This is a genomic window from Acidovorax sp. GW821-FHT10E03, assembly GCF_059415205.1.
This window is the reverse complement of sequence record NZ_JBWKMU010000001.1, coordinates 281,485-295,330: the sequence shown is the minus strand read 5'-3', so window position 1 is coordinate 295,330 and position 13,846 is coordinate 281,485. Positions and strand designations below refer to the sequence as shown.

14 protein-coding genes are annotated in these 13,846 nt (G+C 67.2%); 2 read left to right on the top strand and 12 right to left on the bottom strand.

Annotated features, from left to right (window positions below; all coding sequences use genetic code 11):
• Positions 1 to 47: 47 nt before the first annotated feature.
• On the bottom strand, positions 48 to 491 hold the full coding sequence (locus AC07OD_RS01395; RefSeq protein WP_255594553.1) for a lysophospholipase: 444 nt from the start codon (positions 489 to 491) through the stop codon (positions 48 to 50).
• 137 nt (positions 492 to 628) lie between these two features.
• On the opposite strand from AC07OD_RS01395, the gene AC07OD_RS01390 reads away from it, so the two are divergent.
• Entirely contained in the window at positions 629 to 2,323 is a 1,695-nt protein-coding gene (locus tag AC07OD_RS01390; protein WP_494594736.1) for a hypothetical protein, read from the top strand.
• 47 nt (positions 2,324 to 2,370) lie between these two features.
• On the opposite strand, the gene AC07OD_RS01385 is transcribed toward AC07OD_RS01390, so the two are convergent.
• Complete coding sequence (locus AC07OD_RS01385) at positions 2,371 to 3,258, bottom strand: alpha/beta fold hydrolase (protein ID WP_218294077.1); 888 nt, start codon at positions 3,256 to 3,258, stop codon at positions 2,371 to 2,373.
• A 58-nt stretch (positions 3,259 to 3,316) separates the two neighbouring features.
• Positions 3,317 to 4,267, bottom strand: a complete 951-nt coding sequence (locus AC07OD_RS01380; RefSeq protein ID WP_494594733.1) for an AraC family transcriptional regulator — start codon at positions 4,265 to 4,267, stop codon at positions 3,317 to 3,319.
• A gap of 144 nt (positions 4,268 to 4,411) precedes the next feature.
• On the opposite strand from AC07OD_RS01380, the gene AC07OD_RS01375 reads away from it, so the two are divergent.
• Entirely contained in the window at positions 4,412 to 4,801 is a 390-nt protein-coding gene (locus AC07OD_RS01375; protein ID WP_494594731.1) for a nuclear transport factor 2 family protein, read from the top strand.
• Positions 4,802 to 4,915: 114 nt separating this feature from the next.
• Here AC07OD_RS01375 and AC07OD_RS01370 read toward each other — a convergent pair whose 3' ends face one another.
• From AC07OD_RS01370 to AC07OD_RS01330, 9 genes are all read right to left on the bottom strand, one after another.
• Entirely contained in the window at positions 4,916 to 5,980 is a 1,065-nt protein-coding gene (locus tag AC07OD_RS01370; RefSeq protein WP_494594729.1) for a branched-chain amino acid ABC transporter permease, read from the bottom strand.
• Entirely contained in the window at positions 5,977 to 6,876 is a 900-nt protein-coding gene (locus AC07OD_RS01365) for a branched-chain amino acid ABC transporter permease (RefSeq protein ID WP_494594727.1), read from the bottom strand. The genes AC07OD_RS01370 and AC07OD_RS01365 overlap by 4 nt, the downstream gene beginning before the upstream one ends.
• Positions 6,873 to 7,670 carry an ABC transporter ATP-binding protein gene (locus AC07OD_RS01360; RefSeq protein WP_494595120.1) on the bottom strand — a complete coding sequence of 266 codons (798 nt, stop codon included), beginning with the start codon at positions 7,668 to 7,670 and terminating at the stop codon, positions 6,873 to 6,875. The genes AC07OD_RS01365 and AC07OD_RS01360 overlap by 4 nt, the downstream gene beginning before the upstream one ends.
• 62 nt (positions 7,671 to 7,732) lie before the next feature.
• Positions 7,733 to 8,503: an ABC transporter ATP-binding protein gene (locus AC07OD_RS01355; RefSeq protein ID WP_494594725.1), complete on the bottom strand. Its 771-nt coding sequence runs from the start codon at positions 8,501 to 8,503 to the stop codon at positions 7,733 to 7,735.
• Between the two features lie 6 nt (positions 8,504 to 8,509).
• Positions 8,510 to 9,853, bottom strand: a complete 1,344-nt coding sequence (locus AC07OD_RS01350) for an ABC transporter substrate-binding protein (RefSeq protein ID WP_494594723.1) — start codon at positions 9,851 to 9,853, stop codon at positions 8,510 to 8,512.
• A 36-nt stretch (positions 9,854 to 9,889) separates the two neighbouring features.
• Entirely contained in the window at positions 9,890 to 10,792 is a 903-nt protein-coding gene (locus AC07OD_RS01345) for a SphA family protein (protein ID WP_494594721.1), read from the bottom strand.
• An 89-nt stretch (positions 10,793 to 10,881) separates the two neighbouring features.
• Positions 10,882 to 12,123 carry an ABC transporter substrate-binding protein gene (locus AC07OD_RS01340; protein WP_494594719.1) on the bottom strand — a complete coding sequence of 414 codons (1,242 nt, stop codon included), beginning with the start codon at positions 12,121 to 12,123 and terminating at the stop codon, positions 10,882 to 10,884.
• A 14-nt stretch (positions 12,124 to 12,137) separates the two neighbouring features.
• The gene (locus AC07OD_RS01335; protein WP_494594717.1) at positions 12,138 to 13,061 is read right to left on the bottom strand and encodes an alpha/beta hydrolase; all 924 of its coding nucleotides are present in this window, start codon (positions 13,059 to 13,061) and stop codon (positions 12,138 to 12,140) included.
• Positions 13,062 to 13,076: 15 nt separating this feature from the next.
• Positions 13,077 to 13,844, bottom strand: coding sequence for a coniferyl-alcohol dehydrogenase (locus AC07OD_RS01330; RefSeq protein WP_494594715.1), 768 nt, complete (start codon positions 13,842 to 13,844; stop codon positions 13,077 to 13,079).
• Positions 13,845 to 13,846 lie beyond the last annotated feature (2 nt).

Sequence of the window (13,846 nt, the reverse complement as noted above, 5' to 3'; positions counted from 1 at the left end):
CCACAACATTCCCCGTCACCTCATCCCGAATGGTCTCATTCAATATCTCATGCCGCGCCGCCGGGCACAGCTTGACCGTCACATCGGCCACTCCCGCATCCTGATACCACTGCCCCAGTTGCTGAACCAACGCCCCGCCTGCGGCCAGCGGGTCCGCGTCGCCTGACGCGATGAGGATGGGCAGGTCGCTGCGGATACGCGCCAGCAGCGCGGGGTCGGCCAGCCGGGGCGAAGAGCGAGGGGATCACGTATGGCGGCACGTCCCAGCCGCACCACGAGTCGGCCACATAGGCGTCTACCTCTGCAGCGTCGCACGACAGCCATTCGTAGCCGGTGCGGTGCTCAAAGCCAGCGTTGAATGCGGCGAGCCCGGTAGGGGCGTTGGCCATGCCGGCGGCGAACAGGTCGAGAGCGGTGGAGCCTGACAGGACCGCGCCGGACCAGTTGAATGCTTGGTCCAGAATCGCCGCCTGCGCTGCGAACGAGCCCATGGAGTGCCCGAACAGGAAGAGCGGGAGGCCGGCATGCTGCTACGCGACGCGAGCGTGAAGTCTCTCTCGGGCGGCGAAGCTGCCCGGCCCTGATAGCGGCTAAGCTGCGCGAGCCAACCCTTTGTATTCGCTTAGCCATGCCCGCTAGCCTTCACCTCTTCGACCCCGATCGCCATGCCCTGCCGCTGCCTGAGAGCTTTGCGGCGCTGGAGGCCATGCGCGAGTTGCTGCACGCGCGTGCCGATGGCAAAAACCTGCGCTTTGTCGAGTTCGCGCTTCGGTTCGAGGATCGCTTCAAGGTAGCGGGCCGCACCACGCCCTTGCAGCAGGCCAACGCCTGCCGTCGCGCGGCATGGCAGTTTGACCTCCCGAGCGTGGACGAGATGCCTGCATACCGGGCGGCTGTGGAGATTGCCGGTGCACTGGGATTGGTGGCGTATGACGCGACGCTGGGCGTAGGTTTTCTGCCCGACGGCCGGGTAGTGCCTACCGAGTTCGCGCAAGCCGCCACGCCTGTGGCGCCCGCCGAAAAGCTGCCCTGGGGGGCGCTCCCGCCAGATGCGCTGCGCGGCGAGAGCGAGGTGCGAGAAGTTTTGGCCCCTGCCCTGGCGCGCGCTATGGCAGGCAGCGGTTTTGAGCTGGAAGCTGCACCACCCGACGAGCCCGGCGCGCCCATCGTTCTCGCCCGACGGCTTGGTGCTGTGCGCCAGGTGCTGGCAGTGAATCTGATGCGCTATGAAGCGCTGAACCTGACCCTGCGCGTGTGGCATGACGCTTGCACCGCTGTGCTGGCACAAGCCCTGGGCCCCGCGCCTCACCAGGACACCGCCTTCGAGCTGGGCATGGCGTTCTTCGAGCCCGGGCCGGGCTCCCTGCACCAGTGGACACTCGAACGTCTATCGCAATTGCCAGCGGTCCTTGCGCTGGTATGTGGTCGGGTGCTGCCCCTGGCGGGTCTGTGCACTGACCTGCATGGGCTAGACCAACTGCTCAACGACGCCAGCGCCGACACGGTGCGTACCCCCTACCGCAACGCCTACACCTGGTCGGGCCGCCCGGACGGCTCCGACGGCTCGCGCAGCCTGCGTGAAGAGGTCTTCCCGCATGCGCAGCGCCTCGTCGTTGCCCACCTCAATGGCAACCCACTTGCAGCCAACATCGCCCGCGAGCTGGAGGACCATTGGCAGCACAGCAGCCATTGGCGCGCGCCTCAGGAACGCGAGGCCCTGGCGGCCGTGCGCACCGCGCTAGCCCACACGCCGCCACTGGCCCACTGGGACGACATCACTGCCTGGCGGGCAGCACTGCGCCCTATTCCTGCATCGCTGCAATCCCACACCCCCGACCCGCGCGGGCGGCGCTGTCACCACTATGAAGTGACCGAGGCCTTGCACCAGGACCTGCGCAACGACGCAGCAGGCTTCTGGTCCCGGTTCGCAGGTCCGCACGGCCCTTCCGAGCTCACACGCATCTGGCAAGACAAGGCCGCCACCTTGCCTGTCGCAGAACGCATCCCCCCGGACGGCCTCAGATGCCATGTGGTCACTCTGCCCGGCAAGGCCGGTGAGGGCGCGATCGAAGTGGTGTGCCTTTGCTTTCCACCCATTACTGGCCTCGACGAGCATCGCTTCTTGGCACTGGCTCGCCGCGGCGACATATCACGCATGTTCCGCATGGGCTACGACAACGCACTGGACGACGACGGCCAAATGCAGCTGCGCATCGAGTACTCGGCGCGCCACGGGAACGCCGACGTCATCACCCGCGAAACGCTGGACGCCGAGCTGGGCATGCCGGAATTCCTGGAGAGGGTGGCAGAGCTGTTCGCATGAACTGCCGTGGGAGCCGTTTCAACAGACTGCTGCTACGGGAGCCGTGACTACGCAATGCGGGAACGCGCCCGCAGCCACGCCACGATATCCCCCGTCACCTCATCCCGATTGGTCTCATTCAAGATCTCATGCCGCGCCGCCGGGTACAGCTTGACCGTCACATCGGCCACTCCCGCATCCCGATACCGCTGCCCCAGTTGCTCCAACAAGACCCCGCCTGCAGCCAGCGGGTCTGCGTCGCCGGATGCGATGAGGATGGGCAGGTCGCTGCGAATGCGCGCGAGCAGCGCGGGGTCGGCCAGCCGGGGAGCGGGGGCGAAGAGCGAGGGGATCACGTCCTCGGGCATGTCCCAGCCACACCACGGGTCGGCCACGTAGGCGTCCACCTCTGCAGCGTCGCGCGACAGCCATTCGTAGCCGGTGCGGTGCTCAAACCCCGCGTTGAATGCCGCGAGCCCGGCGGGCGCATCAGCGGGGGCGTTGGCCATGGCGGCAGCGAGCAGGTCGAGGGCGGTGGAGCCTGACAGGATGACGCCAGACCAAGTCGATGAATGGTCCAGGATGGCTGCCTGCGCTGCGAACGAGCCCATGGAGTGACCAAACAAAAAGAGCGGGAGCTGCTGCGGCCCATGCTGCGCGCGCAGCAGTGCGCCGAACTGGGCCACGTCGGCAATGAGGCCGCTGAAGCCAGCGCTGCCAAAGTCTCCCAGCTTGCCACCGGCTGTGCGCCCGTGGCCGCGATGGTCCACGGCGTGGACGATGAAGCCTGCGGCGTTCAGCGCCCGCGCAAAGCGGTCGTAGCGCTCGCCGTGCTCGGCAAGGCCGTGGGAGATTTGCACGACGCCCACAGGTTGGCCCGGGGTCTCGGCCCAGGTGTAGGTGGTGACCTGGGTGCCGTCTGCGTTGGACTGGAAGGAGGAGGTGGTGGTGCTCATCGTTTCATTCTGGCACGGGGTCTGGTCGGCACGCCACGATGAAATCGCCTTCTGCGCCTCACCCCGTTGCCTGCAGGCGCTCCGCCATGCCCTGCTGGTTGGCCGTCTGCCTGCCGCGAAATTCGGTCGGGGTGCACCCGGCCTCGCGCTTGAAGAACTTGATGAAGTTCGCCAGGTCGCTGTAGCCCAGGCTCTCGGCAATGCGCGCCACCGGCCAGGTGGTGTGGGCCAGCAGGCGCTTGGCCTCCAGAACGATGCGGGCGGAGATGAAGGCCTTGGGCGTGACCCCGGCTGCTTCCAGCGATGCGCGCACCAGGCTTTTCTCGGAGCAGCCCAGCTGCTGCGCATACCGGGGCAGTTGGTGCCAGCTGGCAAAGTGCTTCTCCACCAGCAGTTCAAACGCCTTGAATCTCTGCAGCGCGCGCCCCGGCGGTGCCGGCTGCGCGGACTGCTGCTCGTACGCCATGCGCAGCCGTGTCAGCAAGGCATAGAGCTGGTAGCGCAACAGGGCATGGGCATGCAGCGATGCGGAGTGGGCTTGCGTGTCCTGGTGCATCTGGGCGATGGCGTGGGCGATCACCTGCGCGCTGTCGCTGCCCAGCGCCCACGCGGTCGGCAGGCCGTCCAGCCCGTCGATCGGGGTTTGGTCCTGCGCGGCGGGGGCCGCTGCCCACAGAAACTCGGGGCGGAACAGCACCATCCATCCGTCCCAGTCCTGGGTGTCTCCAAAGCTGTGGGCTTTGCCGGGCCGCAGGACCAGCACCGAGCCCGGGCCGCAGCGCACGTACTCGAAGTCCACCAGATGGATGCAGGTTCCCTCCGTCACAAAGATCAGGGTCGGAAAGGCGTAGCGATAGGTTGATGCCAGGGCCTGGCCGCCCACCCTTTTCCGCAGGTCCGATACCCGGAATATCTCCAGGTCGAGCGGGTACAGCCCCTCGGGCTGGTAGCTCAGGTGCTGGATGTCGGGGTGGCGGGCTGCGGCGGGTTTGTGGTGGCGTGGGGTCATGGGTCAGCAACGGCGGGGCGCAGAGGTTTGTCCTGAAGTGACAGTAAATCGCCCAGTTTTCACCATCTTCATGGGTATTTATTGTCCAACAATGACCTCACAGCGCCCAATGGGGCGTTGCCCCAAAACCACCAAGGAATCCACATGCACGCCATTGATATCGCCAAGACCTACATCCAAGCCGCACAAACCGGCGACCAGGCCACCCTCGGCCGCGTTGTCTCACCCGACGTGGTCTGGCACCAGCCGGGCCACAACCAGTTCTCGGGCACGCACCGTGGCATGGCCGCCGTGGGCCAGATGCTGGGCCAGATGATGGCCGTGTCGCAAGGGACGTTTGCGATCACCCGGGCCGACCATTACATGGCCAACGGCGACTGGGTGGCCGTGAGCATCGAGTTTGCGGGCGAGCGCGACGGCCTCACGCTCCAGCAGGCGGGTGTGGATCTGCTGCACATCGTGGATGGAAAGATCGTTGAAGTCCGCCTGTTCTCCAGCGATCCGGCGCAGGAAGATGCGTTCTGGGGCCAGTGATTCCCCACCCTGCCCGCGCACGCTGCCCCCACCAGGTTGGGCGGCGCACGCGGGCATTTTTCTGAATCAAATTGGCACCCAGCGCTTATCTGCATTCATTGGATGCTATTTAATTTATAGCAAATTGCTTTCTCCCTCAGGGTTGCGCGGCTTGTGTGCCCGCACCCGGTAGCCCGCCGACAGCAGGTGCACATCCCACCGCTGCTGCACCGCGCCCCAGATGCCCTTGGGCAGGAAGAGCGCGAACAGCATGGCAATGGCGCCCAGGCCGATGAGATACAGCACGCCCTGCCCGCCCCACAGGGTTTCGACTGCAAAGAAAAGCAGCGCGCCGAGGATGGGGCCTTCCATGGTGCCTATCCCCCCCACCAGCACCATGAAGATCATGTAGGCCGTCCACTGCACGCTGAAATAGGTCTTGGGCTGAAAGCTGATCGACGTGGCCAGCCACAGCCCGCCTGCGAGCGCGCAGCCAAACGCCGACAGCACGAACACCAACCGCTTGATGGCGACCACGCGCACGCCGAGGGAGATGGCTGCCGTCTCGTTGTCGCGAATCGCCTGCGCGGCCGTGCCCACCTTGCTGCGCAACAGCAGGAAGACCACCCAGCACAGCCCGGCCATGGCGGCCAACGCGGCCCAATAGGTGTATGCACGCCGGTCGTCGGCGGCGTACTGCTGCAGCGCAATCATTGAGGTGCCCGTCTCACCCTGCACCAGGCTGTCCAGGTTCACGCACAGATGCGCCAGCGCGGCCACTACCCACATGCCGATCGCAAATTCACCGCCCTGCAGCCGCAGCATGAAGGCCGCCAGCGGCACCGCCACCAAGGCCACCAGCACAGCGCCCACCAGCAGTGCCGGGTACGGGCCCAGGCCCACATCGGCCAGCCGCACCATGGCGTAGGCGCCGAGCCCGAAGAACGCCTGGTGACCAATCGACACCAGCCCGGCGTAGCCCGCCAGGGCGTTCCACATCACGGCCAGGATCACGTAGATGAACAGCGTGGTCAGCCGGTCCACCGTGCCCGCCTGCAGCCACAGCGGCCCCAGGCAGAGCACGGCCAGCAGCAGCACCGTGGCGCTGGCGAAGGCGATGGACGCGCGCGTCCAGCGCTCTATGACCCATGGGGATGGACCCGTGGGTGCGAGGGGTGCAGAAGTGATGAGAGCATTCATGGCGCAGCCCTGTGGCGGGTGGAGAAGAACCTGCGCAGCGCACCGCTCGCGTAGAGCCGGGCCAGCAGGATGACCAAAAAAGTGGCGTGCCCGGCGATCAGAAAACCCTGCGGGTGCACCTGCGCCCCCAGGTTCTGCGCCACGCCCAGCACCACGCCGCCCAGCAACGTGCCCCACAGCGATCCCGCGCCGCCGATGATCACGGCCTCGAACGCAAAGATCAGCTGCTGCGGGCCCGAGAACGGATCGAACGTGGCCCGCAGGGCCAGCGATGCCCCGGCCAGCGTGACGGTGACCATGGTGATGGCCGAGGCCGCCGCAAACACCGTGCCGGTGCGCACGCCCACCAGGCGCGCGGTGTCGGCGTCTTCCGACGCTGCGCGGATCTGCCGCCCCAGCGCCGTGCGCGCCAGCATGGCGTGCAGCCCGCCCAACAGCAGCACCGCCAGCACCAGCACCAGGGTGGGCAGCTGCCCCACATACAGGCCGCCGGGCAGCTCCCAGCTGTCGTACGCCAGCGTGCCAATGGAGGTGGCCAGCGAACGCGTGTCGGCACCGAAGTGCTGGAACAGCACGTTGTCGATCACGCTGGCCAGGCCAAACGTGGCCAGCAAGGGCACCAGCGCGCCCAGGCGCGCGCTGCGCTCCAGCACCAGCTTGTGCAGCAGCCAGCCCAGCAGCGCCATGGCAGGCACCACCGCCAGCAGGGCCAGCAATGGGTGCCAGCCCATCGGCTCGGCCAGCACCCACAGCAGGTAGGCCGCCACCACGGTCAGGCTGCCGTGGGCCAGGTTGATGATGCGCATCACCCCGAACATGAACGACAGCCCGCAGGCCAGCAATGCGTAATAGCCGCCCAGCAGGAGGCCCTGGAGGATCTGGTTGAGAAGGTTCATGCGGCCTCCTTATGGGCAGGGTGGGTGTGGCTTGCGTGGCTGGCAGCTTCGCCGTCGGCACTGCCCGCAGTGTGGCTGCCGGGCGCAGCTTCGGGCCGCTGCGCACCAAAGTAAAACGCGGTGATCTGCGCCCGGGTGAGCTGGTCGGCGGGCGCGTCGGCCACCACGCTGCCTTCGAGCATGCAGACAATGCGGCTGGCCACGGCCTGCACGCGCTGCAGGTCCTGCTCGACCAATACCAGCGTAGTGCCCTGGCCCATCACGCCCTGCAGGGCTTCGTACACGCCCTGCACGGCCAGGGGCGACAAGCCCAGCGAGACTTCGTCGAGCAGCAGCACGCGCGGGTTGGTCATGAGCGCGCGGCCAATGGCCACGGCCTGTTGTTGCCCGCCCGACAGCTCGCCCGCACGGGCATTCAGCTTGGGGGCCAACTGCGGGAAGGCGTCCAGCACGGTGTCAAAACTCCACTGCCCGCGCCGCCCCGAAGCACGCGCCACGAGCAGGTTCTCGCGCACCGTCATGCCTGCAAACAGGCGCCGCCCCTCGGGCACCAGGGCCAGGCCTTCAGCCACACGCTCTTGGGCAGGCATGCGGGTGATGTCCACACCATCCCACCGCACCGTGCCGCTGCTGGCGGGGTGTGCACCGGCCAGCGTGCGCAGCAGCGTGGTCTTGCCTGCACCGTTGGCCCCTACCAGGGCCAGGATGTCGCCCTGGCGCACCTGCAGCGACACATTGCGCACGGCAGGCAGCTGCCCATGGTGGGCGTTCAGTGTCTCAATGCTCAACAACACACTCATTCGATGTCCTTCGCCTTCGGCTGCGGTGCGAGCGCCTTCGGGCGGCCGGGCGGCGCTCATGCCGCCACCCCGCCCAGATAGGCCTCGACCACCGTGGCGTCGTTCAGCACCACCTGCGGATCACCGTTGGCAATCACCCGCCCGCCGTCCATGCACACCAGACGCGTGGCGACCTGCAGCAGCACGTGCACCAGGTGCTCGATCCAGACGATGGCAATGCCGCGGGCCTGGATGGTGCGCACCATGGCTACCAGCTCGCTGGCCTCGGCATCGGTCAGGCCCCCGCCGATCTCGTCGAGCAGCAGCACCTGGGGGCCGGTGGCCAGCGCGCGCACCAGCTCCAGCCGCTTGCGGCCGAGCAGGCCCAGCGTTTCTGCACGGCGGTTGGCCTGCGCCTCCATGCCACACAGGCGCAGACACTCCATGGCCCGGTCACCCGCATCGCGGGCGTGCAGGCCCGCGCCATGCGTGGCGCCGGTGAGCACGTTTTCAAACACCGTCATGCCAAGGAACGGCCGGGGCACCTGGTGAGTGCGTGCAATGCCTGCACGGCAGCGGTCTGCCGCGCTGCGGGCGCTCACATCCACCCCCTGGAACCAGACAGTGCCCTGGCTCGGCGCATGCGCCCCGGCCAGCACGTTCAGCAGCGTGGTCTTGCCCGCACCGTTGGGCCCGACGATGCCCACGGCCTCGTCGGCGCCTACCAAAAAATCGAGCTGGTCCAGCACCTTCAAGGCACCAAAGCGCATGTCGATGCCCCGGGCCTGCAGCAGATGCTGCGGCCCGCCCACTGGCGGGGATTGCGGATATGGAGGTGAATGTGGCATGGACGATCAGCTGTAGGACTTGAGCGCCGCCGCCACAGGGATGTTGCGGTCGGTGGCGTTCTCGGTGACCACGATGTCGAGCTTGAACTTGCTGCCCGCTGCGGGCTTGACCCACTGGGCGCCCACGACGGGTGTCACCGACACGTTGGGCACGGGCCCCTTGGCAAAGTCCACCGGACCTTGCATGGTGATGGCCTTAAGGGTGCTGATGGCCTTGGCCAGCGCTGCCTTGTCGCGCGGGTTGGTGCTGACTTTCAGCGCCTCGGTGCCTGCATCGAACAGCGACATCGTGGAGCCCAGCATCTGCGTCCACTGCTTGCCGGTGCTGGCCTCGTAGGCGTCGGCCAGCTGCACGCCCGTGAGGCCGGTCAGGGCTGAGGCATACGGAAAAGTCTTGTGCCAGAAGCACCCCGCGCCCAGGTTCAGCGCCAGCGGGCCCAGGGCCTCCACCTGCGAGGGCACAAGGCCCGTCTTGGCGATCTGCGCAATCTTCACCATGCGCGTGTAGCCCTGCTGGGCCGCCTGCCGCCAGAAGGTGGCGAAGTCTGGCGGAATGGGGAAGGTGTTGAAGATCTCGCAGCGCTCGGCCTTGAACTTGGCGATCTGCGCGGAGTAGTCGGTGGTGCCGTTCTCGTACGGGCCGGCATCCACGATGGTGAAACCGGCTTTGGCGAGCTCGGGCGCCAGCGTGGCGCGGATGGCGTTGCCATCGGCATCGTTGGGGTACAGCACACCGATCTTCTTGTTGGTGGGCAGCGCAGAAAACTGCGAGGTGTACGAGGTGGTAAAGCTGCCACCGCCAAAAGAGAAGTGGTATGTCCACTTGAAGGGCGACGGCGCGCCGGGCTTGGCGCCGCGGCCAAAGTACCAAGCCTCCCACGGCATCACGGTGGACAGGCAGGGTACGCCCGCCGCCTCGCACGCATCCGACACCGGGTTCACCGTTTCTGGTGTGGTGGTGGTGAGCATGAGGTCAATCTTGTCGCCGTTGATCAGCGCCTTGGCCAACTGGCTGGCGCGGGCCGGGTCGGACTGGGTGTCGCGGTCCAGGATCTCCACCGCGTACTTCACGCCGCCGATGGTCAGGCCCGCCGCCAGCGTCTTGCGCACCTGGCCCAGGATGAAGGTGTCGGTCTCGCCCAAGGCACCGAGCGGGCCGGTGCGCGGGCTGATGAAGCCCACCTTGAGCACGGGTGCGGCACCGCCCGCCTGGGCCCATAGAGGGCCGGCGCTCAGCGCAAGACCGCCAGCGCCCGCGGCCGTGATCAGCCCACGGCGCGAGATGGTGGGGGACGTAGCCTGTTCGGTTTCCAAGGCGGCCACGGTGGATTCAGGGGTGTTGGTTGTCATGGGGAATGTCTCCAGTGATCAATTCAGTTGCAGGGTTCAGAAAGGGATGGTGGTCTTGAGCCAGAACTGCGAGCCCTGGGCGCGGTTGCGCACGCCGAACTCCTTTTCGACCTTGGCGGTGATGAGCCAGCCCTTGCCGTTGGCGTAGCGCACCGACGGGCCAATGGACTGGCTGCGGCCACGCGATCCCGCCAGCGCCACACCGCCTGCTTTGTCATCGCTGAACTGCCGGTACACATAGCCGCCCACCCCCACCACCCAGCCATTGCCCAGGCCCCAGCCTGCGGCGTAGTCCACGATCAGTTCGCGGCCAGAGCGGTAGTTGGTGTCGCTGTTGGTGCGGTTGAAGTTCAGGGTGGCCTTCACGTCGCCGTTGAAGCCGCTCGGGTCCATCCAGGTCAGCACGCCCAGGGGCTGCAGCGACAGATAGTTGCGGCCAATATTGGCCTGGCGCGTGCGGTCATACGCTCCTGTGGGCAGCACGGCGTCAAGCCCCACCACGCTGTGCAGCTGCGGCGAGTGGTGCCAGGCCACCGAGCCCCCGACCGTCACATCGCCCAGTCCGGTGCGCGAATCGTTTGCACCACCGGCACGCACCGACAGGTCCACCACAGGCAGGATGGCGTGCGCGGCTACCAGGCCGCCCAGCGCCTCCTGGGGGGTGATCCAGATCAGGCGCGTGGCAGCGGCGGCGGCGCGCACCTTGAAGCCGGGGATGGGCACGGCGTTGCCCTGGCCGTCGTTCACGCGGCTGGTGGTGTAGTAGTTGAGGTACTCCAGCACATACAGGCCGGGCGGCGGCGCGGCGCCCGCCACGAAGTTCTCGGTGCCCAGCGGATAGGTGGAGCCCCCGCCCTCGGTGGCGAAGGCCGCTGTGCACAGCGTGCCGGCCAGGGCCAGCAGCGCCAGGCGGAAAGGTTTTGTCTGTTGCGTTGTCATGTTGTCTCCTCGTTCAGGTTGGTTTTTTGAAATGCACACTTCGGGTCTCACGGGAAATCGATCCGTTCACAAAACGCCGCCGCACGGCCTCAGGGCGCCAGTAACTCGGGCACCTCGATCCAGGCGGGGGTCGCGATGTACCAGTGGCCTTGCTGCAGCTTGAGCGGCAGGGCCGCACGGTTGGGGTTGTGGGCGCGGCGCTGGCCGATCTCAAACGGCATCCCCAGCAGGGGATGGCTGGTGGGCGGCATCTGCTGCAGGGCACGGGTCACGGTCTCGCGGGTGATGGGCCCTTCAACCTGGCGCAGTGCGCGCACCAGCATCTGGGCCGCCACATAGCCGCCTTGCGACAGCGAACTCAGGGGCAAGCGGGCGTCCTGCATCAGGCGGCGCCAGTCCTGCGCCGGCAGGGACCGGCTCTTCCAGGGCTCGAACTCGGCCATCACATACACGGCGCCATCCCGCGGGGCGAGTGCGCGGGCCACACGGTCGGTGTAGGCCGGGGTGAGATAGATCCAGGTCATGCCGCCCGCCCCCAGCGCGTGGGCGGCCTCGCTCCAGCGGAGCACCGCGGCCTCGTGCCCCGTGAAAATCACGGTGTCGCACCCCTGCCCCTTCACGGCCCGAAGGACGGGGGCAGGTTCTTGGTCAACCCCCACCAACTGCAGCTGTGGCACCTCCATGGCTTTCGCTGTGCCCAGGCGCTCCAGCGCCTGCTGGTAGCCCTCGGCCATGCCTGGCAGATCGAGCGCCAGGGCACACAGTTTTCGGCTGCGCAGCGTGCGATGGGCAAACAGCACGGCGCTGGCCAGCCCCACGTAGGGTCCGTTGTTGAGGGGCACCACATGCGACGATCGGAAGCATGCGGGCGATACCGAGGCCCCTTGCAGCGACATCAACCGCGCCGCTTCATAGCGAGGCGCATTGGCCGCGCAGTCAAGCAGGCCGGAACTGCCCGCCAGCGCCACTACCTCGGTGTCGTTGATGAGCCTCGTCGCCGCTGCCACGGCACTGGCGGGCGAGCCCCCTTCGTCGAGCGAGATGTATTCGATGCGGCGGCCCCCGATGCCGCCGGCGGCATTCACGGCGTCGATGTAGGCCTTGGCAGCCTGCGAGGACTCCGGGAATGCATGGGGGCCGCTCAGGGCACTGACCGCACCCACCTTGATGGGCCGCTGTGCGCCTTGCTGCGCGTGGGCGGCGGGCCAAAGCAGCAGCCACAGACACAGGCACAGCGGCAACAGCAGGGCACGGGGGCGCCACCACAGCGCGGCACTCCCTGCGCCGCGCAGGCTCGCGCCCCGGCCTGCGCCGGTGGGTCGTTTCATCATGGGTTCGTCCTTTGCTACCGTGAGGGCGCTGCGGCAATGCGCTGGCGCGCGGCGATGAACTGCCCCGCCTGCTCCAGCGAAGCCAGCGCCTCATCCAGCACGGGCGCAAACAGCTGCCAGCAATGCACCATGCCCTCCCACACGGTGCATTCCGCCTCCACACCCGCCGCCTTCAGGCGTGCGGCCATGGTCACGGCGTCGTCGCGCAGGCGCTCCCAGCCGCCCACCTGCAATTGCACGGGCGGCAGCCCCTGCAGGTCGGCGCTGTAGAACGGAGTGACCGTGGGCGAACGCACATCGCCACCCGGCACATACATGGCGTTGAAAAAGCCCATCAGCTCGCGCGTGATGAATGGGTCATCCACCGTGTGGTGGGACTCGCCTTCGGACGCCAGGTCCAGCGCGGGCGACAAGGCCACGATGGCCGCAGGCAAGGGCAGCCCCTGGTTGCGGGCACGCACAGCCGTAGACAAGGCCAGGTTGCCGCCCGCCGAGTCGCCCATCAGCGCAATGGCCGACGCAGCGTAGCTGTTGGTCAGCGCCCACTGGTAGGCGGCGAGCGCATCGTCGTGTGCTGCGGGCGCGGGATGTTCCGGTGCCAGGCGGTAGTCCACGTTGAGCACCTGCGCGCCACTGAACTGCGCCAGGTACGAGCACAGCGCCCGGTGCGAGGCCAGCGAGCCAAACACAAATCCGCCAGCGTGGTAATAAATGATGAGCCTGCGCGGGTCAGCCTGCGGCGTGCTCAGCAACTCCGCAGCCATGGTGCCGCCCGCCCCGTTGGGGATGCGCAGCGTCTGGATGGGAAGCCCCTGGGCGAGGGGCATCTGCGAGTTGCCGGCATCAAACCACGCACGCAGCTGCGCGGGAGTGGGCTGGGCTGGCGGTGGGTTTTGCGCGGCCATCTGCAAGATGGCCTGGAGCTGTTGTGCGGACATGTGTGGCCCCTTCGCTCAGATATAGGTGGAAGCCAGCCCGCCATCCACGGGCAGGTTGATGCCGCTCACCCAGCGTGCCGCGTCGCTGCACAGGAAGGCAATCACAGACGCCACTTCATCGCTGAAGGCCGGGCGCTTCATGCGGTGCGCGTCTTTCTCCACACGCTCCTGGCCCAGCATCTGTACAAAGTCGCCCAGGATGGGCGTGAACACGGGGCCTGGGGCCACGCAGTTCATGCGCACGCCGCGCTCCAGGAATATCTTTTGCGACTGGGTGTAGGTCCACACGATCAGCGCTTCTTTGAAATACTGGTAGCAGGTGTCTTGCGCCACGGGGTGGGCGGCCAGCCACTTCGCGCCCTCTTCAAAGCTGGTGGTGGCGCCCAGAGCGCGGTGTGGCTCCAGGCGCTGAGGCCACTCGGCCCCCAGGATGGAAGAGATATTGACGATGGAGCCGCCCTCGCCCATACGTTCCAGCACACGGTGTGTGAAGTGCCGCAGGCCCAGGTAGTTGACGCGGCCCACCAGCTCGGCGGGCGATGTGCCCGGCACGCCGGCAATGTTGGCCAGCGCGTCAATCTTGGCGGGCAGTTGCGCCACGGCAGCGTCGATGGCGGCCGGGTCGCCCAGGTCCACCTGCACAAAGCCGTCAAGCGTGAGTGTGGGCGCATTGCGGTCCACACCGATCACTCGGGCGCCCTGCTGGCGGGCGAGCTTGGCAAAGTCTGCGCCGATGCCCGAGCAGCAGCCGGTGACGACGATGGTTTTGTTGTGAAGGGTCATGA

Bases quoted from the DNA above. Each gene is read 5' to 3' on its own strand.
- AC07OD_RS01395 (WP_255594553.1), bottom strand. From the start codon at position 491: ATGGGCTCGTTCGCAGCGCAGGCGGCGATTCTGGACCAAGCATTCAAC.
- AC07OD_RS01390 (WP_494594736.1), top strand. From the start codon at position 629: ATGCCCGCTAGCCTTCACCTCTTCGACCCCGATCGCCATGCCCTGCCG.
- AC07OD_RS01385 (WP_218294077.1), bottom strand. From the start codon at position 3,258: ATGAGCACCACCACCTCCTCCTTCCAGTCCAACGCAGACGGCACCCAG.
- AC07OD_RS01380 (WP_494594733.1), bottom strand. From the start codon at position 4,267: ATGACCCCACGCCACCACAAACCCGCCGCAGCCCGCCACCCCGACATC.
- AC07OD_RS01375 (WP_494594731.1), top strand. From the start codon at position 4,412: ATGCACGCCATTGATATCGCCAAGACCTACATCCAAGCCGCACAAACC.
- AC07OD_RS01370 (WP_494594729.1), bottom strand. From the start codon at position 5,980: ATGAATGCTCTCATCACTTCTGCACCCCTCGCACCCACGGGTCCATCC.
- AC07OD_RS01365 (WP_494594727.1), bottom strand. From the start codon at position 6,876: ATGAACCTTCTCAACCAGATCCTCCAGGGCCTCCTGCTGGGCGGCTAT.
- AC07OD_RS01355 (WP_494594725.1), bottom strand. From the start codon at position 8,503: ATGCCACATTCACCTCCATATCCGCAATCCCCGCCAGTGGGCGGGCCG.
- AC07OD_RS01350 (WP_494594723.1), bottom strand. From the start codon at position 9,853: ATGACAACCAACACCCCTGAATCCACCGTGGCCGCCTTGGAAACCGAA.
- AC07OD_RS01345 (WP_494594721.1), bottom strand. From the start codon at position 10,792: ATGACAACGCAACAGACAAAACCTTTCCGCCTGGCGCTGCTGGCCCTG.
- AC07OD_RS01340 (WP_494594719.1), bottom strand. From the start codon at position 12,123: ATGATGAAACGACCCACCGGCGCAGGCCGGGGCGCGAGCCTGCGCGGC.
- AC07OD_RS01335 (WP_494594717.1), bottom strand. From the start codon at position 13,061: ATGTCCGCACAACAGCTCCAGGCCATCTTGCAGATGGCCGCGCAAAAC.
- AC07OD_RS01330 (WP_494594715.1), bottom strand. From the start codon at position 13,844: ATGACCCTTCACAACAAAACCATCGTCGTCACCGGCTGCTGCTCGGGC.